This is a genomic window from Coprothermobacter sp. (assembly GCA_013824685.1).
In the GTDB taxonomy this organism is placed as follows: domain Bacteria; phylum Caldisericota; class Caldisericia; order Cryosericales; family Cryosericaceae; genus Cryosericum.
Window position 1 is genome coordinate 27,987 of sequence record PNOG01000018.1, and the last position, 25,022, is coordinate 53,008.

A 25,022-nucleotide genomic window follows, 5' to 3' on the forward strand; every position below is an offset into this window, starting at 1 on the left:
TAGTGGCTCCAAACACCAGCACTTTTCGTTTTCGGGCCCTCTGCTAGCGTGCTCGATCAAGATCAGGAGAGCGGCAAGACTGAAACGCCAGAAGAATCAGTCGGTGAACGCCATTATCCTAGATCAGTGGTAGTCCCCAGTCATAGATGAGCCAAGGCGAGTTGGCGCTGTCCTGTTTCAACAGGTAGTCCCACGTAGTCTTCCCGTCCTTCATATATCCTCCGCCAACGCCGAGTTTGAATTTCACATCAAAAGCCACCTCAAAGACTTTCCTGTTCTTGTCACTCGATTTCTTCTCGGTGATGCTTATCAGCTTTATATACTCCAGATTGTCAAATTCCCACGATATGCCTTTCTTGTTCGGAGTCATGAGTTTCTCCAATTCGGTGACATTCTTTTCATTCCAATACTTGAAGTATTCTCTGACTACCTGTTCAGCTGCCGCCGAACCGGTTGTGTCGATGGGCGGATTCTCCGGAGTCGATGGTCTGCATCCTGCCATCAAAGTGACAATCAACAGGATGCTCAGGAATGTGGCCGTTATGGAACAGGATCGTGATTTCGTCGTCTTCATGTTGTATGCCTCCAATGCGTGCTTTCTTTCAACAAGGGCGTTGGAATGGAACCTGGTCACCAGCGCCATCAGCGCGCCGTATCGTTGCGGCATCGCAGCGGAGATTATACCCTCCACTGTAAGTATGACGTGGTAGCGATGTTTTGACTAACCTGCGTGACGGGGCAAGGTGCGAACGTTGACTGAGCCAATGTATCGCCATTTCTGCAAACCCTGATGTAATCAACTTCTGTGGCGAAATGACCGAACTTTAATCCGTCATGATAGTGTCCGTATAGTTGGTGTAAATTCAAGACATTAAAAGAGCCAAGGGCTCGCTTTCGGTATAATGGGTTTGTGACAAACCAAGAACTGAAAGGGGAACCAATGGCTCAAGGAGATCTTACACTGGAAGACGATATTTTGAAAGAGTTGATGCTGGGAAAGCGCGAGGAAGCCGTGACAAAACTGTTGGAGCAGGTCTTCAATGCGGTGTTGCAAGCTCAGGCAACAGAGCAACTCAATGCCGAGCCGTACGAACGCAGCGACGAGCGAACCACGTACCGGAATGGTTCCCGGACCCGGATGCTGGCCACACGGGTGGGCTCGTTGATCCTGCATGTGCCGAAGTTCAGGGACGGAACGTTTTCAACGGACTTGTTCAGCAGCTATCAGCGCAGCGAGCAGGCACTCCTCCTGAGCCTGATGGAAATGGTCATTCAGGGCGTTTCCACCCGGAAGATCAGTGAGATCACGGAAACGCTGTGTGGGAGCAGCTTCTCCAAATCAACCGTCTCCGCACTCTGCGAGCAATTGGATCCCCTCGTGGACGCCTTCAGGCATCGTCCGCTCCCGCAGCACACTCCGTTCCTGGTGGTCGATGCCATCTATATGAAAGCCCGGGAGCAGCACCGGATAGTTTCCAAAGGCTTCCTGATTGCCATAGGGGTGAACGACGAGGGGATACGGGAGGTGCTCGGTTTCACGGTGGCTGATGGAGAGAGTGAGGCGGCCTGGAATGAGTTCTTCCTGAGCCTGAAAGAACGAGGGCTCAGGGATGTGGATTTGGTGACCAGCGATGATCACGGCGGGCTGACGAAGGCCATCAGGAAGCACTTCTGTGGGGCGAGCTGGCAGCACTGCCAGACCCATTTCTCCAAGAATATGCTGGATAAGACACCCAAGAAGCTCCAGACAGAACTCAAGGTTGCATTGACTGACCTGGAGAACGCGCCCGACCTCAACGAGGCCACTGCCAGGAAAGACCAACTCCTGGAGCGGTACCAGGAAGAAGCCCCCAAGGCCATGGCGTTGCTGGATGCACGGTTTGATGAGATCACTGCTGTCTACAGTCTGCCGGAACCATACCGCAAACGCCTGAGGACCTCAAACGGCATTGAACGCTTAAATGAAGAGTTGCGAAGGCGGGAACGCGTCATTCGCATCTTCCCCAATGAGGCCAGCATGATCCGGCTGATGGGTTCTGTCCTGATGGAGATGCATGAGAAGTGGATGACGGGCAAGAAGTACTTCACCATGGAACGCTATGAAGCTGATAAGGAAGAAGCCAGGAAAGCTATGCAACTCGACAGTAACGAACTGAACCACACTGACCAATTGACTGCCTGACCTGATCCTTACCGAAAGGAGAATTTACACCAACATTCTGGACTTGACTTCCGTCATTCCACATTCCATCAGTCCAACAACAGCCGCTCTCAGCCGACTCTTGACAACTGAACATATTGTACTATCGTAATAGTACAATAAGAGGTGATGATGGAATTCTACGTGAACCCATATGATGGTGTGCCCGTGTACCTGCAGATCATTCAGCTGGTCAGGAATGGTGTGGCTCTCGGCACTCTGCATCCGGGTGACCAGCTGCCTACGGTACGCGAACTTGCCGTCAAGTTGGCTGTCAACCCGAATACGGTTGCCAAGGCATATAGGGACCTGGAGCGCGAGGGGATGGTCGAGACCGTCAGCGGCAAGGGGACGTTTGTGCGGGAAGGCAGGATCGGCGTGGAGACAGAACGCCTTGAACACATGGTGGAAATGCTGGTCGTCGAGGCTCGCAACGCGGGCCTCACGATCGATGACCTTATTGAGCGGTTGGAGAGGCGCAAGCAGACTTCTGCGAAAGCGCATGATCAGGGAGGTAGTTCATGAATGCGATAGAAATGATTGGCGTCAGCAAGTCTTACGGGCAGGTACGGGCCCTGGAAGACATGTGTCTGACCGTCCCGACGGGCAGCATCTTTGGCCTGATGGGGCCAAATGGTGCAGGCAAGACGACCAGCATCAAGCTGATGCTCGGCCTGATGGAGCCTACGGCCGGGTCGCTCACGGTTCTCGGTGCGGTCCCGTCAGGAGATGGAATGGCCCTACGCCGTCGCATCGGATTCGTCCCCGAGGACTTCTCACTCTATGCGCACATGACAGGCCTTGAGATTCTGGAGTTCAACGCGCGCCTGTACGGCTGCTCCGTGGACGAGAACGTGCGGAGACTGCAGACTATCTTCGAACTGCCACTTGCACGCAAGATTGCTACGTATTCCAAGGGAATGCGCAAGCTGCTTGGGGTCTACATCGCTCTCTCGACGGAACCGGAATTGCTCATCCTCGACGAGCCCACCGAGGGTCTGGACCCCATGGTTCGGTCACATTTCCTGGGCGTGCTGGCAGACGAGACGGCTCGGCGCAATCTGACGGTCTTCTTCTCATCGCATATTCTGAGCGAGGTCGAGAAGATCTGTGATACGGTGGCATTCATGCGCCACGGCCGTACGGTCCTCCAGGACGAGGTGGAATCCATCAAGGCGCGGTATCGGGTCTACACGGTCCGGTTTGGGGTGGGACACAGCCCACGCGACGTCAAGAGTGTTGCCATCCAGCGGGAGCGGGCTCTCGGCCAGGACGCCTGGGACATCGAGGTGCTCGCCGACCAGGAACAAGCCCGCACAGCGTTTGCCGATGCTGGAGGCATCGTGCTCAACGTGCAGTCGTTGCCATTCGACGAGATCTTCCTGCGGTTTGTGGAGGCATGACGTGAAAGCACTGATGTGGAAAGAGCTGCGGGAAAACCGTATGAAGATGATCGTGGGATGTGTACTGCTGTCGGTGATGGGAGTGGCTGTCTCCATTGCATATCGTTTCCTCGAAGGGGGAATTCCCGGCATGGGCCAGATCCCACCAGAGTATGCAGATCTGATCAAGAAGCTGCTGCCGGACTTCAGCAACGTGAATGCATACCTATATTCCCAGTGGTTCAGCAAGAACCTGCAACAGGTGGGCGCTATCCTCGCAGTCGTTCTGCTGAGCGGGGCGGTCGCCGGTGAACGGGAGCTCCACACCGCTATCTTCCTGTTCTCGCGCCCAGTCAGCAGGGGCATGATCCTGGCTTCCAAGGTCATCGTCCTGGTTGGAGGGCTGGTTCTGGCAGTGCTGGTCTCGACGGGAGGAGCGGTGCTGGGAGCCGTCGTTGTCGGCAAGACGCCCCAGCTGGCATTCTTGCTTACTGCGACATTGCACAGCGTGATTGCGCTCGTGACATTCGCGTCGCTTGCGACATTGCTCTCAGTGCTCGTGCCGGATCGTATGAAAGCAATGCTCTTCTCAGGGGGCATCATCATCGTTCTTGCAGTCGTGGGCCAGTTCAAGCCTCTCCGCTGGCTCAACCCGCTGGCGTTGTTCGGGAGTCCGATTCTCATCCAACGCCCCGTACCGCAGTTCGTGCCTATTGTCGTCGGCGTGGTTCTGAGCGCCTGCATGCTGTGGATCTCGTACCACATGCTGCAGCGGCAGGAATTCTAGCTCGACTCTCATTCGTGTCCAGGAGGCCCCGGTGCTGGCTGCCGGGGTCTTTTTCGGTTTCCGCTATACCTGCGTGTGGTTTTACATACAATGAACATTGAACTATGGGGCTGGAATGGGTGCGCATGCACCGCCGCCACTGACATGGAAACGATGGAGGAAAGCATGACACGACCGAGGCAATCTCTGCGTTCCATCACGGCGCAGGATCTCTATGCACTGCAGCTTATCACGGACGTTCGCGTGTCGCCGGACGGATCGCAAGTCGTCTATGGCGTTCAGCGGGTGGACAAGAAGACACAGAAGAAGTACGCGAATCTGTGGATGGCACCCACAGATGGTTCCGGCGAACGCCAGTTCACGCAGGGAGACCAGACAGATGCATCGCCAAGGTGGTCGCCCGATGGACGGACTCTGGCGTTCCTGTCATCGCGCAGGGAAGGCGAGAGCGCGCAGGTTTATGTCATCAATGCCGATGGCGGTGAGGCACGTCGCCTTACGGATCTCAAGGGCGAGATCTCCAGCCTGACATGGTCGCCTGATGGCAGGAGCCTCCTGCTGGAGTTCACACAGAAGGACCAGGAAGTCATTGACCGCGAGGCGGACGAGCAGAAGAAGAAGCTGGGCGTCGTATCGCGGCATTACACACGTGTGTTCTACCGTGGAGACGGCCAGGGGTGGCTCGGCCATGAACGGATGCACCTGTGGGTCGTCGATGTTGCCAAAGGGAAGGTAAAGCAGCTCACTTCCGGCAAGGTGTATGACGAATACAACGCATCCTGGTCTCCGGACGGCAAGTCCATCGTATTCTGCAGCAATCGCAGCGACGACCCAGACCTCGAACCGGACTTGGTTGATATTTATGTCATGCCGGCAGCTGGCGGCGATATGAGACTTATCAAAACGCCTCCAGGTTGGAACGGTGCGCCGGTCTTTGCGCCCGACGGAAGCACGATATGCTATATTGGCCCGAGGGGTTGGAACGAATGGTGGCAGAACGTCGAATTGTGGGTCGTTCCGGCTGATGGGAAGGGAATCGCACGAAGTGTGACACGACCGTATGACATCTCACTCACATGTTCGACCCTGAACGACGTAGGAGGAGGGCTCCAGATGCCTCCCGTGTGGTCGGCAGATAGCAAAGTCCTGTACTTTCAGATTTCTGAACACGGGAGCACCCGGCTGATGGCGATCGCAGTCGACGAGGGGACCCTCTACACCGTCATCGACACTCCCGGCAGCGTCGGAACATTCACCGTGGACGATCAGCAGAGGAGCATGGCGTATTTCCTTGGCACGATGACTGATCCTGGGCAGGTCTGGGTGCGCGATATGGACACAGGCGACGTTCGTCAGCTGACACATCTCAATAAGGCACTCCTGAGTCGGCTGGATCTTGGCAAGGTTGAAGAAGTCTGGTTCAAGGCACGCGATGGACACGACCTCCAGGGATGGATCATGACACCTCCCGGGTTCGACCCCAGGAGGAAGTATCCATCGATTCTCGAGATCCACGGTGGTCCAATGGATCAGTATGGCAATCTGTTCATGCACGAATTCTACTATTTGGCCGCCTCCGGCTATGTCGTGTACTTCAGCAATCCACGGGGCGGAACCGGGTATGGCGAGGAGCACGAGAAGGCCATCTGGGGCCGGTGGGGCACGGTCGACTACGACGATCTCATGGACTGGAGTGACCTTGTCGCGAAGAAGTCGTACATCGATCGTAAGCACATGGGTGTCACCGGTGGCAGCTACGGCGGCTACATGACCAACTGGATTATTGGCCACACGCACCGCTTTGCAGCCGCGGCGACACAACGAAGTGTCAGCAACCTTATCAGCATGTGGGGTACCAGTGATCTCAACTGGATCTTCCAGTTTCCTTGTGGCGACAAGTCGCCGCAGCAGAGTATCGACGTGCTCTGGGACAGGTCTCCGGTGAAGTACCTGGGGTCGGCCATCACACCCACGATGGTCCTTCACAGCGAAATGGACTTCCGATGCCCGCTGGAGCAGGGTCAGCAGGTCTTCACGGCACTCAAGGTGAATCATGTACCCAGTGAGTTCGTGGTCTTCCCCGAGGAACCACATGGGCTGTCGCGCACCGGACGCACTGACCGGCGCATCGATCGTCTGAACAGTATCCGTCGATGGATGGACACCTATCTGAAGCCGGTCTCCACCAAGCCGGCGAACAGCACCGAGACCCGTACGGCATTGAAGTAGTTCGCATCTCTGTGTCTCGAAACGCCCCGGATCCAACCGGGGCGTTTCCATGTGACGCGCGGTTCATGCTTGGCAAGCCGGTGCGTCTGCTATACTGTTGCTGCCATGAACATCAAAGCGATATCCATATTTCCTCTGCTGTACGAACCGTTCACTCAGGTCGGCGTCATGAAGATGGCCATCGACAAGGGCATTCTGGAGTTCGAGGCCGTCGACCTTCGCGACTATACGCATGACCGCCATCACACGACCGACGACATCCCATTCGGTGGGGGTGCGGGGATGATGTTCCTGCCCAGGCCGCTCATCGAGGCACTGGAGACAATCGACAATCCAGCAGGCTCGTGGCTCAAGATCGGGGTTGCCCCACAGGGCGACCGCCTGACACAGAACATGGTCGAGGATCTGGCACACGAGGAGCGTCTCCTGTTCATTGCAGGGCGCTATGAGGGCATCGACGAGCGCGTCATGGAACGGCTCGACCTCACTATCTCAATTGGAGACGTCGTGCTCTCTGGGGGCGAGATTGCTGCAATCGAGATCATCGACGCCATTACCCGCCTGCTTCCGGGGGCTACCGGGAACGCCGCATCCACGGGCGAGGAGAGCTTCTCCTCCGGACTCCTGGAGTATCCTCAGTATACGCGCCCACGGGAGCTGGACGGGAAGGCTGTGCCTGACGTTCTTGTTTCAGGCCATCACGCGAACATTGCCAGGTGGCGTCGAGAGGAGGCACTCAGAAGAACCCTCATCCGAAGGCCCGACCTGCTGCGTGATTTCGATTTGACTGACCAGGACCGCAAGTACCTCAGCCACGTGCTGGCAGACCTCAGGGGGATCATTGACTGACTTCAGGTTGTACCTGGCCGTTGTGCACCACCCGGTCTACAACAAATACCACGAGATTGTCACCACATCCATCGTCATCCATGATATCCATGACATCACGCGGGCCGGCAAGACCTATGGAGCCAAGGCGATGTATGAAGTCGAGCCCCTCCCACAGGAACAACAGATCGCCCTGCGCATCGCTCATTTCTGGAACGAGGGATTCGGGCTTCAGTACAATCCAAACCGCGCCGAATCGTTGTCACTGCTGCGGGTCGTGTCGCATTTTGAAGAAGCTGTTGCCGAGATTCAACACGCGGAAGGTGAGAAACCAGTCCTGGTAGCGACAAGCGCGCGGACATTCGCCAACTCCATCGGCTATATGGCAATAGGCGAGAAGATTCGTTCAGCGGATCATCCGTACCTGCTGGTGTTCGGGACTGGTTTTGGCCTGGCAGATGAGATCATGGCACAGATGGACTATGTCCTGGAGCCCATCTGGGGGCCGACAGAGTTCAACCACCTGTCGGTACGCAGCGCAGCCGCGATCATCCTGGATCGCCTGCTGGGACGCTCCTGACGTGAGCCTGGGCACAGCCGTCGCGCGCATCAGGCGCGAAGTGCGTGTGTGGTCTCTTGTGCTGAAGGACCCACGGACCCCACGAGTGTCAAAATGGCTTCTTGGGGCGGCCCTCGTCTATCTGGCTTCTCCAGTGGATCTTGTCCCCGATTTCGTGCCAGTGCTGGGACAGCTCGATGATTTGGTTGTTGTGCCTGGCCTTGTCTGGCTTGCCACGCGTTTTATCCCGCGCGGGGTCGTGGCAGAGTGCAGAAAGAGAGCTTCCCACCAGGAGAACGATCTACCACCGATTGGTGTGGACCCGTAAGGGATCAAAACGCTCGGCGGGCGGTTTCTTCTCCGCAGGATAGCCGAGTGCGACGATCGACAACGGGATAACGGATGAGGGCAGTCCGAACAGTTCGGCGAGCCCCTTGACCCTCTCGTCGTGTGGATAGACGCCGAGCCATACGCCCCCGAGCCCGATGTCCTCTGCCTCGAGAAGGATGTTCTCCGTTGCAGCTGAGCAATCCTCGACCCAGAACCCTGGGTACTTCTCTCGCTCCAGATTCCCACATACGGCGATGGCGAGCGGCGCCTCTCTCAACATCTGGGAGTACGGGTGTACCTTCGTGATGGCTTGCAGCAGTTCCCGATCCGTGATGACGATGAATTCCCATGGCTGTTCGTTGCCAGCCGACGGAGCCGACATGGCTGCTTCAAGCAGTCTGGTCACAAGCTCCTGAGGCACCGGCTGGGCGGTGTACTTCCGAATGCTCCTCCTGTTGCGAATTGTGTCCACGAGTGTCTCCTCGATGCTGTCTCTGCCATCTGTGCCGGGTGGTCTCCCTATACATAAAGTATACGCGATAGCAGGGCATTCGCCAAGAACTGTTTCTCGGCCCTGTGATCCCTCGCAGTTGTGGGCTTGCGGCCATCCGGCAAACGTGTAGACTTCTTGCAGGTGGTTTCTGTCGCTTTGTCAATGTGTTGCGTGAGGACGCCTCGGCAAGTGTGCGGGATCTGCATGTTACTTCTCGCCTTGATAAACGTGGGCGTTCTGCTAAACTAAATGTTCGTGTGAATGTCAGCCCGGTGAAAGGAGTTCCGAAATGAATGCAATTGACCTTGTAGAGAGCAGATATGTGAAGCCTGACATGCCCGTCCTTCTGGTCGGCGACACTGTCAAGGTTCACATCAACATTGTGGAAGGTGGCAAGAAGAGAATCCAGGTTTTTGAGGGTCTCGTCATTGCCAAAAAGGGCGGCGGCAGCCGTGAAACGTTTACGGTTCGCAAGATCTCCTCTGGCGTTGGTGTAGAGAAGGTATTCCCGCTCTACTCTCCGATGATTGCCAGACTTGAGGTCGTGCGCCACGGCGATGTCCGTCGTGCGAAGCTGTACTATCTCAGAGACAGAGTCGGCACGGCTCGCAACGTCAAGGAGAAGAGAGAAGTCTAGTCCTTGAATAAGGCCATTCGCGAAGTAGTTGACTGGGTCATCATTATCGCGGTCGCGTTCGGCGCGTCCTATGCACTACGGCACTGGGTGGTGCAGCCGTACCGGATTCAGATGTCGTCGATGGAGACGACTGTTTTTCCGGACGATCTCGTCATGGTGGACAAGCTTTCGTACCATTTTCATCAGCCACGACGGGGTGACGTCATTATTTTCTGGCCGCCCGGCGTTACCACTGGCGACCCGTATATCAAGCGTGTCATTGGCCTTCCGGGCGAAACCGTGGAGGCAAAGGACGGCAAGATGTACGTGGATGGCAAGGTAGCCGATGAACCGTATTTGCACGGGTACGTCATGCCGGATTTCTCGCCGACGCCAGTTCCCCAGGGGCAGCTGTTCCTGATGGGAGACAACCGGGCGGTGAGCCTCGACTCGCGTTCCTTTGGCACCGTTTCAACAAGTTCAATTGTCGGGCGCGCAATGTTCGCCTATTGGCCCCTCAAGCACTTTGTCGTGCTTCGAGCCCAGACAGGCCTCGCGCAATAGCAGCAGCGACCATCTGCCCTCCTCGTTTCGACGGGGAGGGTTTTTCCATCGGCGGACGGGGAGAACAACATGCGACACGAAGCTCTAGCGCTTTTTGAGCAAGGCATCAAATCCCGGTATGAGCTGGACGTCATTATCGGCATCGATGAGGCTGGCAGGGGGGCGCTTGCGGGACCAGTCTATGCGGGCGCCTGTGCCATCACGGATCCGCAGGGCACCATGTTCATCAACGATTCGAAGCTTCTGAGTCAGCGCCAGCGGGAACAGGCGTTCGAGCTTCTGCCTGCGCATGCGCTGTTTGCGACAGGGAGTTCCACCACAGCGGAAATTGACGCGGATGGGATTCTTCGGGCAACCTACCGGGCCATGGAAAAGGCTCTCCTCCTTCTCCTGCCGGCGGTCAGACAGCACTGGGGTATTGGTTCACGCATTGGTGTTGTCGTCGATGGTTCGCTGCTTCCGCCGTTCCTCGAGCATGAGGAGCATCTGATTGCCATGGCGATCATCGACGCAGATGCGACCGTGCTATCAGTTGCGGGAGCCAGCATCGCTGCCAAGGTGTCACGAGATGCGGCCATGCGCGTCATGGCTCGACATATTCACGGATACGGATTCGAGGGCAATGTTGGCTATGGCACGCGCGAGCACATTCAGGCCCTTCGGACCAGGGGGCCGTCTGGCGAGCACCGGCGGACGTTCGTTGTCAGGCAACTTGTAGAGACTGAGGAGTCGCTCCTTGGGCGGACAGCACAACCGAGCGCTCGGAAACGCAGGTGAGGAACTTGCGGCTCGGTGGTTGACTGACCACGGCTTCCATGTCGTGGCCAGAAACCTTCGTACCACCTACGGAGAGCTGGATATTGTTGCCGAGAAGAACGGCCATGTCCACGTGGTTGAAGTCAAGACGAGGAACGGGACAGGATATGGAAGTCCTCTTGAGGCGATTGATCGTCGCAAGCAGGAGCATTTGAGACGGTCGACGATGGCTGCCCTTGCGGCAGGCGTACCTGGCCTGACGCGGCCCGTGCGGGGTATTCACATCGATGCGATGAGCATCCTCATGAGTGATGCAGCCGTGCCGTGTATCGAGTTCCTCGAGGATATCCTGGCATGACCACACTCTCGCCAGTTGCCCTCAGCAGCTTGGCGGTCCGGGCCTGGGAGGGTTCTCTGACCTGACGTTTCACGCCTGGAGTTGACATCCTCGTCTGTACCAATATTCTGATACAATTGCGTCAGCAGGACGCCGGGCTTCGTGAGGAAAGGCGTGCATCGGTGTGAGGACAAGCGGGGAGGTTTCAGCATGGAACAGGCACTCGTTGTTGAGAACCTGAAGAAGAGTTATGGGAAGTTCGAGGCCCTGCATGGCATCAGCTTCGAGGTGGCGCCCGGAGAGATCTTCGCGCTCATCGGACCCAACGGTGCTGGCAAGACCACGGCCCTGCGTATCGTGGCGACCATCCTGCAACCGACGTCGGGCACAGCTCGTGTCTACGGGATGGATGTCGAGAAGGATGCAGCCCGGATACGCGAGATCATCAGCTACTTGCCCGAAGAGGCCGGTGCCTACAAGAACCTGACGGGTCTGGGATACCTGAGCTTCATGGCAGAATTGTTCGCTTCCGATGCTGCGGTGCAGCGTGAGTACGTCCAGAGAGCCTCGGACGTCACGGGACTGGGCGAACGGTTGCGTGACAAGATAGGCACGTACAGCAAGGGCATGACGCGCAAACTGCTTCTGTCACGGGTCGTCATGACGCGCCCAAAACTGGCCATCATCGACGAGCCGACAAGCGGTCTCGACGTGGTTGCCGCCATCGATATTCGTGAGTCGATTCGCAGGACAGCAGCCGAAGGCATGGCGGTGCTACTGTCGAGTCACAACATGCTCGAGATAGAGTACTTGTCCGACCGTGTGGCCATCGTCGACAAGGGCACGATCCATGACGTGGGAACACCCCAGGGACTCAAGGACAAATATGGCAAAGCAAACCTCGAAGAGGTCTTTGTTCAGGTGGTGAAGCAATGAGGAGATTCTTCGTCGTACTGAAGAAGGAACTGAAAGAGATGCTCACGTGGCAGACGCTCATCCCAATCCTGCTGATCATGGTGATCTACAGCTTTCTGGGCAGGGTCATCAACCAGGAGCAGAAGAAGCAGGCCGCCCCCCAGCCCGTGACGGTCGTGGACCTTGACCGCAGCCAGACATCACAGATGCTTGCCGGCATCCTCACGAACGTGAACTTCAAGGTTACGACGGTCACTGAGGGCATCGTCGACGACATCGTCCGCAAGGTCGCGTCGGAGAGAGGGACTGCTGTCCTCGTCATTCCACAGGGATTTGAGGCCGGCATCCAGGCGCAGCATCCCCAGAAGGTCCAGACCTACACGATCATGCGCAATTTCTCGCTGCTGGGAATGCAGGGAACGTTCAGGCTGGACGCCGCGCTGAACGCCATGAACGAGTATGTCGGCGACATGTACATCAGGGCCGAGGCTCCTGGATTGGACCCCGCCATCGTCAAGCACCCCATCAGCGCGCAGTCGTTTGTCACGGTGGGGACGACATCGGCAGAAGGCAACCCCCAGGAGATTGTCACCGTCGTCATGCAGCAGACCATGGTCATACCGATCGTCCTGACACTCGTGATCATCCTGGCTGCCCAAATGATTGCCGCTTCTATTGCAGGTGAGAAGGAGAACAAGACGCTCGAGACACTTCTCTCGACGCCCATCGGACGGGGCGCCCTGGTCACCGCCAAGATGATGGCCTCGGGCATCGTTGCGCTGGTGTCCGCCGCTGCGTACATGGTCGGTATGAAAAGCTATATGGGCAGTCTCCTGGGGAGCAGTGGTGGAACCTCCGGGACTGCTTCCCAGGCAATCCAGAAGCTGGGCCTGGTTCTCGATCTGCGCGGCTACGTTCTTCTTGGGCTCAGCGTCTTCGCCGGGATCATGGTAGCCCTGTCGATCGCCGTCATTCTGGGAGCGTTTGCCGAAGACCTCAAGAGTGTGCAATTCATCATCATGCCGCTCATGATGATGGTCCTGCTGCCCTACCTCATTACCATGTTCATCGACATCAACACGGCGTCTCCCGTCCTGAAATGGCTCATCTACGCTATCCCGTTTTCACACCCCTTCCTGGCGGCCCAGTACATCTTTGCCCAGAACTTCACGATGGTCGCCCTGGGCATCGTCTACCAGTTTGCGCTGTTCTTCGTTCTGGCTGCCGTCGCGGCTCGTATCTTCTCGACCGACCGCATCCTGACCATGAAGCTGAATACGGCACGGCGCGGGTCAGGTTTGGGGGGCTGGACTCTGCGGCGCGAAGGCATCAACTTCCGCCTACGGCGCAAATAGCGTTCAGGTTCTGATCTGTCAGAACCCCCGGCCGTGAGGCCGGGGGTTTGTGGTGTCGGTCGCTATGAGAAGGACGAAGCTCAGCCTTGCCGCGCTTGTACCAGTGCGATGAACTGTTCGATGCCGACCGCAATCCTCTCGCGGTCATAGTCTATCGTGGCGCAGTGGTAGGAGCGCTGGAGGGTGATGACGCTCTTGACGCGGCTGTTGACGTGGTCAAGGATGTACTCCGCGTTGCGGGGCGGGACGACGTGGTCCTGCGTCGAACGGAAGGAAAGGAGCGGCTGGGTGACCATGCCAAGGTCGCCACGGACGCCCCGCATGAGGCGTTCGAACTGATAGACGGCCTCCAGGGAGTTGAAGCCGAGATCTGGGAGCATGGCGTCCTGATCGGCGACATCCGGAGGCGCCTTGGGCTGACTTCTCTGAAAGTGCCGCAGGATCGGGACAACTTTCATCTTGGGGTCGTCCAGATAGACGGGCGCGTTGATCGTGATCAGCCCTGCGATTTCGGGTCGATGTTCTCCCAGGTACAGGGCGAGGGTTCCACCCATCGACAGTCCAGCCACGAATACGGTCTTGCCCATCGCGCACGCCTCATCGAGCCCCGTGAGGGCGTCATTCTGCCAGGATTCCGACGTCGCAAACTCCAGTTCCTTCCACGTCTTGCCATGGCCCGTGAGCAGCGGGGCAACGACGGAAATGTCGCGTGCAGAAAGATAGTCCGCGAGGAACCAGAGGTCGCGAGCAGGTGCTCCGGTCAAGCCGTGCAGCAGGAGGCAGGCTGTGTCTGATCCTGCCTGGTGGCGGATCGGAGCTGCGGAGGCCTTGTCAAACGGCAGGGCCATTGTCGGACGAGACAGCCGGCTTGTCTTCAGGGCGCATGAAGAGCATGCAGACCGCTGCGAGCACGAAGAAGATACCCGCATAGGGGAACATGACCGACATCGTCCCGCCTGCGAGATCGGCGATACGTCCGACGAGTGGAGGGCTGACGATGCTGGCGGCCTGGGAGAAGAAGTAGTAGATACCGGTCAGCGCTCCGACCATCTCCAGGTTCCCCATGTCAAGAACGGTCGGCAGCGAGTTGATATTGACAAGAGCCCAGGACAGGCCGCCCATAACGAAGATGGTCAGTCCAGCGGTCGTGGCGATACCGAAGGCGAGCAGGAGGACCATGATGATGACGCCTGCAAGCCCGATGAGAATCGTCGTCTTGCGGCCGAGCCGTTTGCCGATGAAGCCTGCCGGAATCGACAGGAGCATGAACGCGAGGGAGAAGACGCCGAGATTGAACTTGGCACTTGCCTCGGACGCCTGGCGGGCTTTGTCCAACTGGGCAATCTGAGCTGCGTCGGTGGGTATCGCAGTGCCGAATCTCGTGATGAGGTCGCGGACGGCAGGACTCTCGGCATGCATGTACGTCGGGTAGTACGTCTCGATGGCGTTGAACGCGATGAACCAGAAGAAAATGGCCAGGCAGATGAGCAGGAGACTGCGGTACTTCGGCGTCCACATCCTGCGAAGCAGGGAGAAGTCAGCATGCTCCGACTGAGGAGCCTTGCGGTCAAGCGAGTCACGCGTCTCCTTGATCGACAGGAACATGATGACGGCGGCCACCAGGACCGATGCTCCTGCAATGGCAAACCCCAGCGGTCTGTTGGTCGTCGAGATCTTTCCGACAACAAAGTACACCAGCAGGGACCCGAATCCTCCCATGAAATTGATGACGCCGTTGGCTGGTGAGCGCTCTTCCGGCGGAACGAGGTCCGGCATCAGAGCGATAATGGGTGATCGTGAAATGCCCATGCAGATGTTCACAAAGAAGAGTACCAGGATGAATGCCGCGAGTGATGTTGCACTTGTTCCAAGCCACAGCGGAATCCATGGGACCAGAGCGAACAGGAGTCCGCCAATGGGCAGTGTCGAGATGATGAATGGCATGCGACGGCCGATGCGCGTCCAGAGGTGGTCTGACCAGAAACCAACCAGAGGAATGAGCGTAATGGCCAGAATGTTGTCGAGATTCATCACCCACCCGGATGCGGTGTACGACATGCTATAGACGTTTTTCAGCATGATGGGAATATCCGAGTTGTAGAGCGACCAGAGGATCGAGAGACCGAAGAAGCCGAATCCAAGCAGGAAGATCTTGAAGTAGGATGCCTTTCTTTTCATGCTTGTTCCCCCTTGTTATGACATACCCCGGAACTCCGGGGTATTGTACCAAGCTTATTCTATGTGTACCGGTCGATTTGCAATGCTCTGGGAGCGAGCCTAGTTCAAGTCCTCGACTTTGATGAGATTGGTGCTGCCGGCGACACCTGCGTGCGAACCCGCAGTAATGACGATCTTGTCGCCTCGTCGTGCCAGATGAGACATGCGCGCCATGGCGACGGCGGTGCGGAGGATGTGGTCGACACTCTCAAACTGCTGGACGACCATCGGGATGATGCCGAAGTACAGTGCAAGGTGGCGCTGAACCAGGTCACTCGGTGTTAGAGCAAGGATGGGCGTGTGTGGGCGATAGCGCGAGATCAGGACCGAGGTCCTGCCCGACTCTGTCGCGCAGACGATGAGCTTGGCCCCGACGGTCTGAGCGGTGCGGACGGCGGCATAGGCGATCGCATCCGACGTGTCCGAGGCACACTCGGTATCACGGGCCTCTATGGCCGTCCAGTAGAGGTTGCTTCGTTCGGTTGTCTCGATGATGCGCTCCATCATCTCGACGGTCTCCGCGGGAAACTTGCCGGCTGCGGTCTCGTTGCTCAGCATGACAGCATCCGTACCATCGAAGATGGCATTGGCGACGTCTGTCACTTCTGCCCGCGTGGGGGATGGGTTTTCGACCATGGAATTGAGCATCTGCGTCGCGGTGATGACTGGCTTGCCCATGTGATTGCAGAGGGCAATGATTCTCTTCTGGATGAGGGGGACTTCTTCGATAGGCAGCTCGACGCCCAGGTCTCCCCGGGCGACCATGATGCCGTTTGCCACGGCGAGGATGCTCTCGATGTTCTGGACGGCCTGCCACTTTTCCACCTTGACGATGATGGGAACATGCGCGTCGTGTGTCTCCATGAGTGTACGGAGCTCGCGAACATCGTCTGGCGTGCGCACGAACGAGAGCGCTACATAGTCGACGCCCGCCCGCAGCCCAGTAAGAAGATCATGTCTGTCCTTTTCCGTAATGGACGGGACATGGAGGTCCGACTGGGGGAAGTTGACCCCCTTGTGGTCCGACAGGGTTCCTCCCTTCAAGACTTCCGTGACAATGGTGTCACCCTCGATTTCGCGTATCTTGAGACGAATCAGGCCGTCATTGATGAAGATGAGTTCCCCGGGCCGCACCTCGGTGGTGAGACGAGGGTGGTCCACGCTGGCCTGTTGGGCATTTCCATCCATCATGTGGGTTGTAAGACGAAAGTCATCTCCGGTCGCGATCTCGCATGGTCCCTGGCTGAACGTGCCCAGGCGGATCTTCGGTCCCTGCAGGTCCTGGAGGATGGCGAGAGGCAGGTCGAGTTCGCCGCGGACCTTTTTCACGGCAGCAATGGTAGCAAGTCGTTCTTCGTCCGTACCGTGTGAGAAGTTGATCCGAAAGACGTCCACCCCGCGCTCGGCGAGCGCCCGGATCATGTCCTCGGAATTCGTCGCTGGTCCGAGTGTGACGACGATCTTGGTACGTTTGACGTTCATGTTGTCAGGCATGTATTCCTCCATCGTCAGGGCACAGACCGCCTATCTCCAGTACATGATAGTCCAACGTTGTCTCGCACAAATGAAGAAGGGCCTCGGACAGACGTCTGGGGCCCCAATCGGGTATGAATGGAACCTACTTGACTGCAATTTCCTTGCTGGAGGCTTCGGACAGAGCCTTCTTGGGCAATACTTGTGCGACCAGAGATGCTAGCTAAACGAAACGAGGATGGCGAGGGCCCCTGCTGCGAACGCGACCAGGCTGAGCAGCCACCAGAGGGTGCCGACACCGCTCATGCGTTTCTGGACCTGCTGTTCGCTTTTCCACGTCAGGACACTGTACTCCTTGTTCTGACCGGCGCGCGCGACCCAGAACCCATTGACCGCCTCGACGGGGCCGACAAAGAATGCCTGACTTCCGGGAGCAAACGATGTCTCGACGGCGTGGAAGTTCGGCTTGTTCAGCCGGCTGAGCAGGCCACGGCTGCCGGTGACGTAGGGCGCAATGATGGGGTTCGTCGCGTCATGAATGGACTGGTCGAAGGTCGACGGCGCGTCAAGGGTGGGCAGACCGCCGCGCTCGTCAAACCACAACTCGCCCGCGCCCTTCAGCTGGAACGGCGTTCTGGCGGATTGCGACCACACGGTCTCCCAGTTGGTCGTCGTGCCGTCCTCGTCCGATTCGTCGGTTCCTTTCTCCAGGTGGGCGCTCCAGGCGACCGACGGGCGAGCCGAGTAGGGTGCCGTGAGCGGCTGGTCGGCGACGATTGAGCCCTGAAACTTGCCGTAGAGCCGGCCCTGCGCAGCCTGCTGAAGGTTCAGTGTCTGTGCCTGGCAGAGCTGACCGGCATGCGACTTGCGCGATCTGGACGCGAAATAGAGCCCTGCAGACAGGACGATGAGCAACAAACCGGTGATGAACTGAGCTACGTTCATGGGTCACTCCTCTGCTGGTGTCATGAGATAGCGATACTATACCAGAAGAGGCAGGATTTGCACAGGAGGCGGGAGCCGTGATGTCCCGCCTCTTCCTGATGATGGCGCTGTGCCTGTGCTAGAACAGTGGCTTGATGCCCGCGATGAGCAGGGCTGCCATGCCGATGAGCTTCATGAAGATCAGCAGCGCGGGTCCTGCCACGTCCTTGAGCGGGTCGCCGACGGTGTCTGCAGCAACGGCTGCCTGATGTTCGAAGGACCCCTTGCGTCCACTGTCTTCGATGAGCTTCTTGGCGTTATCGAAGGCAGTCCCGGTGTTGTTGAAGAATGGCCCCAGCAGGGCCGAGCTGAGTACTGCTCCGATAAGGAGCGCCCCAAGCGCCCAATGGCCGAACATCAGTCCCACGAAAATCGGCACCGCGATGCTGATGACGCCCGGAAGGATCATCTCTTTGAGGGCGTTGCGCGTCGAGATGTCGATGCAGGTTGCATAGTCGGGGTTTGCCTCACCCTTCAGGATGCCAGGGATAGTCCTGAACTGGCGGCGGACTTCGTCGACCATGAGCATTGCTGTCTTGGCTGCCGAGCCGATGGTGAGCGAACTGATGAGGTACGGAAGGCAGATGCCGAGCAGGATGAATGCAATGGAGTACGGCTCCATCACATTTATCGTCTTGAGACCGACAATGGAGAAGTACGTCGAGAACAGGACGAAGGACGTTACCGTTCCGGATGACATCGCATAGGCCTTGGTGGTTGCCTTCATGGTATTGCCGACTGAATCGAGCTGTGACAGCGAGCGGACGACCTGCTCGTGCGCCCCCGACATCTCTGCGATACCCGATGCGTTGTCGATGATCGGACCGAAGGCGTCGGCAGTCATGATGTAGCCGATGAGCAAATCGGTACCAATGTTGACGGCGACGATCGCCAGCAGCGAGCCGCCGGAGATGAAGTATGCCGCTGCGACAGCGATGACGATCATGACGATAGATCCCAGGGGGCTCTGCAGACCAGCGGAGAGCCCTGTGATGACGTTGAGCGCTACACCGCGCTTGGATGCCTCGGCAATGTCGTGGACCGGTTTTCCCGAGGAACCTGCATAGTACCGCGTGATGATCGAAGACGCAAGGGTGGTTGTGACTCCCAGACAGGTGCCGATGAAGAGGGCCATGTCGTGAACCAGGAAATGGCTGACCAGGAAGGAGCCGAGCACCGCAAAGACGGTGGTCACGCCCATGCCGAGGTAGAAGGCGGTTTCGGGCTTGCTTCGGTCGAAGAGCCGTATGGACAGGACGCCAAGCATCGAAGCAGCAAGGCCAACTGCCTGGAGGAGCATGGGGAAGAAGAGCACGGCACCTCCGTACTTGGGGACCAGTGTGAGAGCAACGACCATTCCGGTGATGATGTCATCCGAGAACGTCTGGAACAAGTCTGCGCCTCTGCCGGCACAGTCGCCTACGTTGTCGCCCACCAGATCGGCGACAACAGCCGGGTTGCGGGGGTCGTCCTCGGGGATATTTGCCTCGATCTTGCCGACGAGATCCGCTCCGATGTCGGCTGCTTTGGTATAGATGCCTCCCCCGATCTGGGCAAAGAGAGCCGCGAGGCTGGCACCGAATCCAAAGCCGACGAGGGGGTTTGGATCTTTGAACAGTAGATAGAGCACCGACAGCACGACAAGACTGAATCCCGTGATCGAGAAACCCATGATGGATCCGCCAAAGACAGCCGTGTGAAACGCGGTGTTCACCGATCGAGTCGCGTCGTCGGCGGTCTTGACGTTTGCACGGGTGGACGCGCTCATACCCATGTACGCTGTAATCAGCGAAGTGAAGACGCCAAGCACGAATGTCACTGCAATCCAGATGTCCAGAGCGAAACCCAGGACTATTGCAACGATAGGAGTGACGAGCAGAATCGCCCGGAGTTGGCGGGAGAGGTACGCTCGTACCCCGATTGCTATGTAGCTGGCGATCTCGCTCATTCTCGGAGAGGAGATTTTGGCTGCCTTCAGCCTGAGGAACAGGTAGAGTGCGGCTCCAATGCAGGTAAGGCCGGCAACGACAGGGATGATGAGTATGTTCATTTCGTGCCTCCAGAGTCTGGACCCAGAGGGAGGCAAATGACACCCTCCTGCCAGCAAAAACCAACAAAGAGTAAGTATATAGCCATACGCGTTCTGTCAACCCGACGTTCAGGTTCTTGAGGGGGTGTGGCTGTGAAGGGGCTGCAAACGGCTCGTCTTACTGGAGCGACACCTCGTCCGAATCCTCGTCGAATGCCAGCAGATTGCCAAAACGGGCCCAGTTGATGAAGGTCGCAAAGGTGAACTCCGGGTTCTCGTTGGGCAACAGCTGTGCCAGGCGGTCCTGGACCTCGTCGTCGAGCATGGTGCCATTCCGGGATGCCTGAACGTCCGCATGAACCGTCTTGAAGATGCTGAGAGTCAGGATCTGCTGTTTCCAGACGACTTTCTGGTCCTCGGTGTCCATGTCCGAGAAGCGGTGCCCCAGGGGCGTCAGCACGGTGCGCTGCTTTGGTGTATCGATGAAATCCAGCATCTCGGCAGCCTTGACGATGTTGATGAGGTCGCTGAATTCCTTGCCGAACTCGTGAGCCAGGACAAAGACGTCGCCTTGGCCGCCATGTGAGTCCAGGTACTCCACGAAGCTGACGACGTCACCGGACGAGACAGGCGGAAGTGGCTCGTAGACGGGCCGTGAAGGAGTGGTTACCGCCACAGGAGGGATGTCGGGGAGTTCGTTGGTCGTGATGATGTCGTGGAGGTAGTCCACCATCGCCAGGAACTCCGGTGCCCGGTAGTCGCGAGGTCGTGCCAGCTTGTTCTGGACGATCGTGCGGATACGCCCCGGGTTCGCCGAGAAGACAACGATGCGATCCGCCATGTAGACGACTTCCTTGATGTCGTGACTGACCATGACGATGGAGGCAGGTTGACCATCGGCCTCGTCCCAGATGTCGACCAGATCTGTGCGGAGCGACTCCGCCGTCAAGGCATCTACTGCGCTGAACGGCTCGTCCATGAAAAGCAGTTCAGGCTGTACTGCAAGACCGCGTGCGATGCCCACTCGCTGCTTCATGCCGCCCGAGATCTCGCGTGGATACGCCTCTTCGAAGCCCTCGAGGCCGACCATCTTGATCACGGTGCTGACGCGATGCTGCACTTCCTCACGTGGGAGTTGCAGAGGGACGAGGACGGATTGGATGTTTTCGCTCACGGTCATCCACGGGAAGAGAGCGAACATCTGGAAAACCATGCCGACTCCCGGGGTCAGGCCTGCCATTTCTGTGCCACGGGCGAACACCTTGCCGCTGGTGGGCTTCATGAGGCCGGCCAGGATGCGCAGGAATGTCGACTTGCCACAGCCCGAGGGGCCGAGGAGGCAGATGATTTCCCCCTTCCGTATCTCCATGCTTATGCTGTCCAGGACGGTCACCATGTTTCCGTTGGGCATTGAGAAGCGCTGAGTGACGTTCTCGCTCGAGAGCAGGATGGGCTGTTGCACAGATCCTTCCATGGGGTCTCCTCTATTTGCTGAGGTTATACTGCGTACTGGCGACGGCATAGAGCCTGTGCCACACGAAGCGGTTGATGAGCACGACGGTCAGCGACATGATGAGGATTGCAGCAGCCAGTTCGGCGAATTTGGCGCCAAATGCGGCCTCACTGATGACAGATCCGATCCCCTGTGCTCTGAGGGTCTCACCGCGGAACGTCACGATCTCGGCGACGATACTGGCGTTCCAGGCTCCACCCGTTGCTGTCACCCAGCCGGTCACGAGGTACGGGAAGATGGCCGGCAGGTACAGGGACCAGAAGCGTTGCCTGCCCGTAACACGGTAGCTCGCAGCAGCCTCTTTGAGGTCGAAGGGAATCGCCTGTGCGCCGGCAATGACGTTGAACAGGATGTACCATTGAGTGCCAAGCAGCATGAGTACGACACTTCCGAAGCCTATATTGATTCTGAGCAGAGCCAGCAGGAGGATCACGGCCGGGAACAGCATCGGCGCCGGGAACGATGCCGCGACCTGGACGATTGGCTGCATGATCCTCGACAGTTTTGGCGAGAGTCCGATGCGCAGACCTACCGGCAAGGCCCACAGGGTCCCGAGGGCAATGGCCACGGTTACGCGTGCCAGGGTCAGTAGATCGCTCTTCAGCAGGCGCAGCCATTCACCGATGCGAACGGATATGAGGAGGCGAACGACCTGGACAAGGGCAACAGCCAGTCCGGCCACCAGCAGAAAGAACAGGATTCGAGAGAAGACGACGGAGACCGAAGGACGGTTCGACACCCCATGCTTCTCGGGAGGAGAAGCAGCAGGAGAGCTGCCCGGCATAGTGCGAGGGACGTTCCGGAACAGCCGCGAAACCAGGCTGCCGAATGCATGGCCGACGGAGGAACCTGCAGTGCCCATCCAGCGCAGGATATGCGAGTGGTGGAGGAGGTCCAGGAACCACGAGTCCATCGATTCTTCCTGGCTCGTGTCCTCGATACGAAACTTCTGTGCCCAGACAACGGTCGGCCGCCACAGCAACTGGTCCAGCGCAACGATCATCAGGACCATGGCGACGACCGCTGCGACCATGGCCGGTACGTTGCCTTTCTCGACAGCGACGGACATGTAGGACCCGATGCCGGGCAGCCTGAAATCCCTGTTGCCCAGCTGAAATGCCTCGGTGACCATGAGGAAGAACCATCCACCGGCCATGCTCATCATGCTGTTCCAGATAAGGCCGACGGCGCTGTAGGGCATCTCAATCTGAGTGAGACGCTGCCACCAGTTGAAGCGATAGATGGTGCCGGCCTCCTGGAGATACTGCGGTACCGATTTGAGAGAATTGTAGAAACTGAACGTCATGTTCCATGCCTGTCCCGTGAAGATCATCAGTACTGCGGCAAGTTCCAGTCCGATGTTGCTGTTGGGGAAGAGGGAAACGAGTGCCAGCACGACGCCTGGCATGAATCCCAGGACGGGGATGCTCTGCAGGATGTCCAGGATGGGGACAAGCAGTCTCTCGGCCAGCCGGTCCTTGGCCGCCCAGTAGCCATACACAATAGTGAAGAGGAAGGAGATGCAGTAGGCGGCCAACCCACGGACCAGTGAGAACAGTGTGTACCGAGGCAGCGCACGGAATGAGAGGTCGATCAGTACCGTCGGCCTCAGAACGCCCGTCCACTCGCGGCCGACCTGAGTTATGCCGTAGAAAACGCCGAGGATCCCTAGAATGATAACGATATCAGCCAGCGCTCCGCTGTGGTAGAATGCCATGACAGCGCCTGACTGACCCCATACCACCGGGGACGTAGCTCGCGTGCGGCGCGGACGGCTTCCTCTCGGACTCGTCTTGATGAGTTGGTTTTCGAGCGATTCCTGCATGGTATCTCCTGATGACGGCAAATGTGCGCGGCCCATGGTAGCACCGTTGCGCTGAGCCTGCAACAACGCAGAGCCTATGAATGGGTCTTGTCTGGCGATGTGAAGGGACACCCCAAGTAAGGAGATTGGAAACCTTGACGTCCGCAGGGGGCTGCCTATACTCACTCGTTTGTGATGAGTCCGTTCCACGGGTTCGCAAGGAGATGCTGGTCATGTATATTGTAATCGTTGGTTGTGGGCGCCTTGGCGCTCAGCTTGCCACGAAGCTCTCGGAAGAAGGCCATGACGTGGCTGTGGTAGACCGCAATCCGGGCAATTTCGGTCGGCTCAGCGATGAGTTCAATGGAGCTACTGTCACCGGAGTTGGATTCGACATCGAGGTGCTCAAGTCCGCAGGGATTGAGCATGCCGATGGCTTCGCTGCCGTAAGTGATGGGGACAACATGAACATCATGGCCGCACAGGTCGCCAAGACTATTTTCAAGGTGCCCATGGTGATCGCCCGCGTGTTCGACCCTGTCAAAGGGGAGACCTACCGGGCTCTCGGCCTCGAGACAGTCTGTCCAACGACTTCAGCTGCGAACATCATCTACAGCAAGTTCATGATCCGCAGCGAGGACAGTCACTTCATTCTGCCCGGCGGCGGTATCGAGCTGGTCGAAGTCACCTTCCACACGAGAATTCCGGCGAAGACGATAGCCGAAATCGAGGCTCTGGACGACTTCAAGGTCATCTCGCTGACGCGCGATGGAACCACGACGTTCCCCAAAGCAACCGATGTTGTCGCCGAAAGTGATCACCTGCTGGTGGCGCTGCACGTATCGGACCTTCCAAAGGTCAGCGCGATCTTCCATCTGAATGAGAGGTAGAACCATGTATATCATTATTGCAGGTGGAGGAAAGGTTGGGTCCTATCTTGCTCATTTGCTCGTCGGCAAAGGGCATGACGTTGCCGTTATCGAGCAAAATGCGGAGGCTTGTGAGGCGTTGTCGGATTGGGGAAAGGCGCTGGTCATCAACGGCGATTGCTGTGACATGGGCGCTCTCATCGACGCCGGCATCGAGAAGACCGACCGGTTTGCGGCAGTAACGGGAGACGACGCCGACAACCTGGTGGCGTGTCAGCTCGCCAAAGTTCGCTTCAAGGTTCCACTGACGACTGCTCGCATCAATGATCCTCGCAACGAGGACATCTTTCACAAGTTCGGCGTGGATTTTGCTCTGAACTCGACGAACATCCTTGCGACAGTCATCGAAGAAGGCATCATTGTGAATGACATGATCCCTCTCGTGTCGCTGGGCAAGGGCAGAGCGACTCTTGTCGAGCTGAAGATTACCAGTGAGTCTCCCGTGATTGGGAAGACCATCAGGCAACTGACATGGCCTGCCGGGTGCGTCGTGGCTGCCATCATGCATGAGGGCGACGTGATCTTCCCGCGCGGGGCTACGGTTCTGAGTGCAGGCGACATCGTCATCGGCCTGGTGGCTCCTGAGGCGGAAGAGCAGTTCAGACGCGTATTCGTCAAGGCGTGACCGTCATGAGGGAAAGGACTCGCACGAGGCGTTCGACTTCTCTCCGTCGTGACCTCCTGGGGATGCTCACCGAGGTAGCGTTTACAGGCGCCCTCAT

26 protein-coding genes are annotated in these 25,022 nt (G+C 57.8%); 17 read left to right on the top strand and 9 right to left on the bottom strand.

Translation table 11 applies throughout. The annotated features are described in order from the left end of the window. Nucleotides 1-118: 118 nt before the first annotated feature. A complete protein-coding gene (locus C0398_05565; protein ID MBA4365460.1) occupies nt 119-667 on the bottom strand; it encodes a hypothetical protein in 549 nt (182 codons plus the stop codon). Nucleotides 668-940: 273 nt separating this feature from the next. Between C0398_05565 and C0398_05570 the strand changes: the two genes are divergently transcribed. From C0398_05570 to C0398_05605, 8 genes are all read left to right on the top strand, one after another. Continuing rightward, the gene (locus C0398_05570) at nt 941-2,182 is read left to right on the top strand and encodes an IS256 family transposase (GenBank protein ID MBA4365461.1); all 1,242 of its coding nucleotides are present in this window, start codon (nt 941-943) and stop codon (nt 2,180-2,182) included. A gap of 147 nt (nt 2,183-2,329) precedes the next feature. Next, a complete protein-coding gene (locus C0398_05575; GenBank protein ID MBA4365462.1) occupies nt 2,330-2,725 on the top strand; it encodes a GntR family transcriptional regulator in 396 nt (131 codons plus the stop codon). After that, on the top strand, nt 2,722-3,603 hold the full coding sequence (locus tag C0398_05580; protein ID MBA4365463.1) for an ABC transporter ATP-binding protein: 882 nt from the start codon (nt 2,722-2,724) through the stop codon (nt 3,601-3,603). The genes C0398_05575 and C0398_05580 overlap by 4 nt, the downstream gene beginning before the upstream one ends. Then, the gene (locus C0398_05585) at nt 3,530-4,369 is read left to right on the top strand and encodes a hypothetical protein (GenBank protein MBA4365464.1); all 840 of its coding nucleotides are present in this window, start codon (nt 3,530-3,532) and stop codon (nt 4,367-4,369) included. Before C0398_05580 ends, C0398_05585 begins: the two co-directional genes overlap by 74 nt. Nucleotides 4,370-4,459: 90 nt before the next feature. Next, entirely contained in the window at nt 4,460-6,598 is a 2,139-nt protein-coding gene (locus C0398_05590; protein MBA4365465.1) for a hypothetical protein, read from the top strand. A gap of 105 nt (nt 6,599-6,703) precedes the next feature. Beyond that, entirely contained in the window at nt 6,704-7,447 is a 744-nt protein-coding gene (gene trmD, locus C0398_05595) for a tRNA (guanosine(37)-N1)-methyltransferase TrmD (GenBank protein ID MBA4365466.1), read from the top strand. Then, on the top strand, nt 7,440-8,006 hold the full coding sequence (locus tag C0398_05600; GenBank protein ID MBA4365467.1) for a hypothetical protein: 567 nt from the start codon (nt 7,440-7,442) through the stop codon (nt 8,004-8,006). Before trmD ends, C0398_05600 begins: the two co-directional genes overlap by 8 nt. Next, nucleotides 7,909-8,313: a hypothetical protein gene (locus C0398_05605; GenBank protein MBA4365468.1), complete on the top strand. Its 405-nt coding sequence runs from the start codon at nt 7,909-7,911 to the stop codon at nt 8,311-8,313. Before C0398_05600 ends, C0398_05605 begins: the two co-directional genes overlap by 98 nt. On the opposite strand, the gene C0398_05610 is transcribed toward C0398_05605, so the two are convergent. After that, nucleotides 8,287-8,787, bottom strand: a complete 501-nt coding sequence (locus C0398_05610; GenBank protein ID MBA4365469.1) for a nitroreductase family protein — start codon at nt 8,785-8,787, stop codon at nt 8,287-8,289. The genes C0398_05605 and C0398_05610 overlap by 27 nt on opposite strands. Nucleotides 8,788-9,097: 310 nt before the next feature. On the opposite strand from C0398_05610, the gene rplS reads away from it, so the two are divergent. From rplS to C0398_05640, 6 genes are all read left to right on the top strand, one after another. Next, nucleotides 9,098-9,445 carry a 50S ribosomal protein L19 gene (gene rplS / locus C0398_05615; protein ID MBA4365470.1) on the top strand — a complete coding sequence of 116 codons (348 nt, stop codon included), beginning with the start codon at nt 9,098-9,100 and terminating at the stop codon, nt 9,443-9,445. 3 nt (nt 9,446-9,448) lie between these two features. Further along, entirely contained in the window at nt 9,449-9,988 is a 540-nt protein-coding gene (lepB, locus tag C0398_05620; GenBank protein MBA4365471.1) for a signal peptidase I, read from the top strand. Nucleotides 9,989-10,057: 69 nt separating this feature from the next. Further along, complete coding sequence (locus C0398_05625) at nt 10,058-10,765, top strand: ribonuclease HII (protein MBA4365472.1); 708 nt, start codon at nt 10,058-10,060, stop codon at nt 10,763-10,765. Next, nucleotides 10,710-11,102 (top strand): hypothetical protein, encoded by a 393-nt coding sequence (locus C0398_05630; protein ID MBA4365473.1) that lies wholly within the window; start codon nt 10,710-10,712, stop codon nt 11,100-11,102. Before C0398_05625 ends, C0398_05630 begins: the two co-directional genes overlap by 56 nt. A gap of 189 nt (nt 11,103-11,291) precedes the next feature. Continuing rightward, entirely contained in the window at nt 11,292-12,017 is a 726-nt protein-coding gene (locus C0398_05635; GenBank protein MBA4365474.1) for a multidrug ABC transporter ATP-binding protein, read from the top strand. Beyond that, complete coding sequence (locus C0398_05640; GenBank protein ID MBA4365475.1) at nt 12,014-13,351, top strand: hypothetical protein; 1,338 nt, start codon at nt 12,014-12,016, stop codon at nt 13,349-13,351. The genes C0398_05635 and C0398_05640 overlap by 4 nt, the downstream gene beginning before the upstream one ends. A gap of 80 nt (nt 13,352-13,431) precedes the next feature. Here C0398_05640 and C0398_05645 read toward each other — a convergent pair whose 3' ends face one another. The 3 genes from C0398_05645 to pyk all read right to left on the bottom strand — a co-directional run bounded on the left by C0398_05645 (nt 13,432) and on the right by pyk (nt 17,050). Then, nucleotides 13,432-14,280, bottom strand: coding sequence for a hypothetical protein (locus C0398_05645; GenBank protein ID MBA4365476.1), 849 nt, complete (start codon nt 14,278-14,280; stop codon nt 13,432-13,434). After that, nucleotides 14,183-15,529 carry an MFS transporter gene (locus C0398_05650; protein ID MBA4365477.1) on the bottom strand — a complete coding sequence of 449 codons (1,347 nt, stop codon included), beginning with the start codon at nt 15,527-15,529 and terminating at the stop codon, nt 14,183-14,185. Before C0398_05650 ends, C0398_05645 begins: the two co-directional genes overlap by 98 nt. Before the next feature lie 99 nt (nt 15,530-15,628). Beyond that, nucleotides 15,629-17,050, bottom strand: coding sequence for a pyruvate kinase (gene pyk / locus C0398_05655; GenBank protein MBA4365478.1), 1,422 nt, complete (start codon nt 17,048-17,050; stop codon nt 15,629-15,631). Nucleotides 17,051-17,060: 10 nt separating this feature from the next. On the opposite strand from pyk, the gene C0398_05660 reads away from it, so the two are divergent. Next, nucleotides 17,061-17,264 carry a hypothetical protein gene (locus C0398_05660; protein MBA4365479.1) on the top strand — a complete coding sequence of 68 codons (204 nt, stop codon included), beginning with the start codon at nt 17,061-17,063 and terminating at the stop codon, nt 17,262-17,264. Here the strand turns inward: C0398_05660 and C0398_05665 are convergent. The 4 genes from C0398_05665 to C0398_05680 all read right to left on the bottom strand — a co-directional run bounded on the left by C0398_05665 (nt 17,261) and on the right by C0398_05680 (nt 23,392). Beyond that, nucleotides 17,261-17,986, bottom strand: coding sequence for a hypothetical protein (locus C0398_05665; GenBank protein MBA4365480.1), 726 nt, complete (start codon nt 17,984-17,986; stop codon nt 17,261-17,263). The genes C0398_05660 and C0398_05665 overlap by 4 nt on opposite strands. Nucleotides 17,987-18,104: 118 nt before the next feature. Continuing rightward, the gene (locus tag C0398_05670; GenBank protein ID MBA4365481.1) at nt 18,105-20,075 is read right to left on the bottom strand and encodes a sodium-translocating pyrophosphatase; all 1,971 of its coding nucleotides are present in this window, start codon (nt 20,073-20,075) and stop codon (nt 18,105-18,107) included. Nucleotides 20,076-20,232: 157 nt separating this feature from the next. Continuing rightward, complete coding sequence (locus tag C0398_05675; GenBank protein MBA4365482.1) at nt 20,233-21,528, bottom strand: nitrate ABC transporter ATP-binding protein; 1,296 nt, start codon at nt 21,526-21,528, stop codon at nt 20,233-20,235. A 10-nt stretch (nt 21,529-21,538) separates the two neighbouring features. Beyond that, nucleotides 21,539-23,392 (bottom strand): ABC transporter permease, encoded by a 1,854-nt coding sequence (locus C0398_05680; protein ID MBA4365483.1) that lies wholly within the window; start codon nt 23,390-23,392, stop codon nt 21,539-21,541. A gap of 80 nt (nt 23,393-23,472) precedes the next feature. On the opposite strand from C0398_05680, the gene C0398_05685 reads away from it, so the two are divergent. Together C0398_05685 and C0398_05690 are read left to right on the top strand one after the other, a co-directional pair. Next, the gene (locus C0398_05685; GenBank protein ID MBA4365484.1) at nt 23,473-24,261 is read left to right on the top strand and encodes a potassium transporter TrkA; all 789 of its coding nucleotides are present in this window, start codon (nt 23,473-23,475) and stop codon (nt 24,259-24,261) included. After that, entirely contained in the window at nt 24,251-24,925 is a 675-nt protein-coding gene (locus tag C0398_05690; protein ID MBA4365485.1) for a hypothetical protein, read from the top strand. Before C0398_05685 ends, C0398_05690 begins: the two co-directional genes overlap by 11 nt. Nucleotides 24,926-25,022 lie beyond the last annotated feature (97 nt).

What these genes read in the sequence shown, in the direction of transcription:
- C0398_05565 (MBA4365460.1), bottom strand. Translation starts at nt 667, where the DNA reads ATGCCGCAACGATACGGCGCGCTGATGGCGCTGGTGACCAGGTTCCAT.
- C0398_05570 (MBA4365461.1), top strand. Translation starts at nt 941, where the DNA reads ATGGCTCAAGGAGATCTTACACTGGAAGACGATATTTTGAAAGAGTTG.
- C0398_05575 (MBA4365462.1), top strand. Translation starts at nt 2,330, where the DNA reads ATGATGGAATTCTACGTGAACCCATATGATGGTGTGCCCGTGTACCTG.
- C0398_05580 (MBA4365463.1), top strand. Translation starts at nt 2,722, where the DNA reads ATGAATGCGATAGAAATGATTGGCGTCAGCAAGTCTTACGGGCAGGTA.
- C0398_05585 (MBA4365464.1), top strand. Translation starts at nt 3,530, where the DNA reads ATGCTGGAGGCATCGTGCTCAACGTGCAGTCGTTGCCATTCGACGAGA.
- C0398_05590 (MBA4365465.1), top strand. Translation starts at nt 4,460, where the DNA reads ATGAACATTGAACTATGGGGCTGGAATGGGTGCGCATGCACCGCCGCC.
- trmD (MBA4365466.1), top strand. Translation starts at nt 6,704, where the DNA reads ATGAACATCAAAGCGATATCCATATTTCCTCTGCTGTACGAACCGTTC.
- C0398_05605 (MBA4365468.1), top strand. Translation starts at nt 7,909, where the DNA reads ATGTCCTGGAGCCCATCTGGGGGCCGACAGAGTTCAACCACCTGTCGG.
- rplS (MBA4365470.1), top strand. Translation starts at nt 9,098, where the DNA reads ATGAATGCAATTGACCTTGTAGAGAGCAGATATGTGAAGCCTGACATG.
- C0398_05625 (MBA4365472.1), top strand. Translation starts at nt 10,058, where the DNA reads ATGCGACACGAAGCTCTAGCGCTTTTTGAGCAAGGCATCAAATCCCGG.
- C0398_05635 (MBA4365474.1), top strand. Translation starts at nt 11,292, where the DNA reads ATGGAACAGGCACTCGTTGTTGAGAACCTGAAGAAGAGTTATGGGAAG.
- C0398_05640 (MBA4365475.1), top strand. Translation starts at nt 12,014, where the DNA reads ATGAGGAGATTCTTCGTCGTACTGAAGAAGGAACTGAAAGAGATGCTC.
- C0398_05645 (MBA4365476.1), bottom strand. Translation starts at nt 14,280, where the DNA reads ATGCGGGTATCTTCTTCGTGCTCGCAGCGGTCTGCATGCTCTTCATGC.
- C0398_05650 (MBA4365477.1), bottom strand. Translation starts at nt 15,529, where the DNA reads ATGAAAAGAAAGGCATCCTACTTCAAGATCTTCCTGCTTGGATTCGGC.
- pyk (MBA4365478.1), bottom strand. Translation starts at nt 17,050, where the DNA reads ATGAACGTCAAACGTACCAAGATCGTCGTCACACTCGGACCAGCGACG.
- C0398_05660 (MBA4365479.1), top strand. Translation starts at nt 17,061, where the DNA reads ATGTATTCCTCCATCGTCAGGGCACAGACCGCCTATCTCCAGTACATG.
- C0398_05665 (MBA4365480.1), bottom strand. Translation starts at nt 17,986, where the DNA reads ATGAACGTAGCTCAGTTCATCACCGGTTTGTTGCTCATCGTCCTGTCT.
- C0398_05670 (MBA4365481.1), bottom strand. Translation starts at nt 20,075, where the DNA reads ATGAACATACTCATCATCCCTGTCGTTGCCGGCCTTACCTGCATTGGA.
- C0398_05675 (MBA4365482.1), bottom strand. Translation starts at nt 21,528, where the DNA reads ATGGAAGGATCTGTGCAACAGCCCATCCTGCTCTCGAGCGAGAACGTC.
- C0398_05680 (MBA4365483.1), bottom strand. Translation starts at nt 23,392, where the DNA reads ATGCAGGAATCGCTCGAAAACCAACTCATCAAGACGAGTCCGAGAGGA.
- C0398_05685 (MBA4365484.1), top strand. Translation starts at nt 23,473, where the DNA reads ATGGGTCTTGTCTGGCGATGTGAAGGGACACCCCAAGTAAGGAGATTG.
- C0398_05690 (MBA4365485.1), top strand. Translation starts at nt 24,251, where the DNA reads ATGAGAGGTAGAACCATGTATATCATTATTGCAGGTGGAGGAAAGGTT.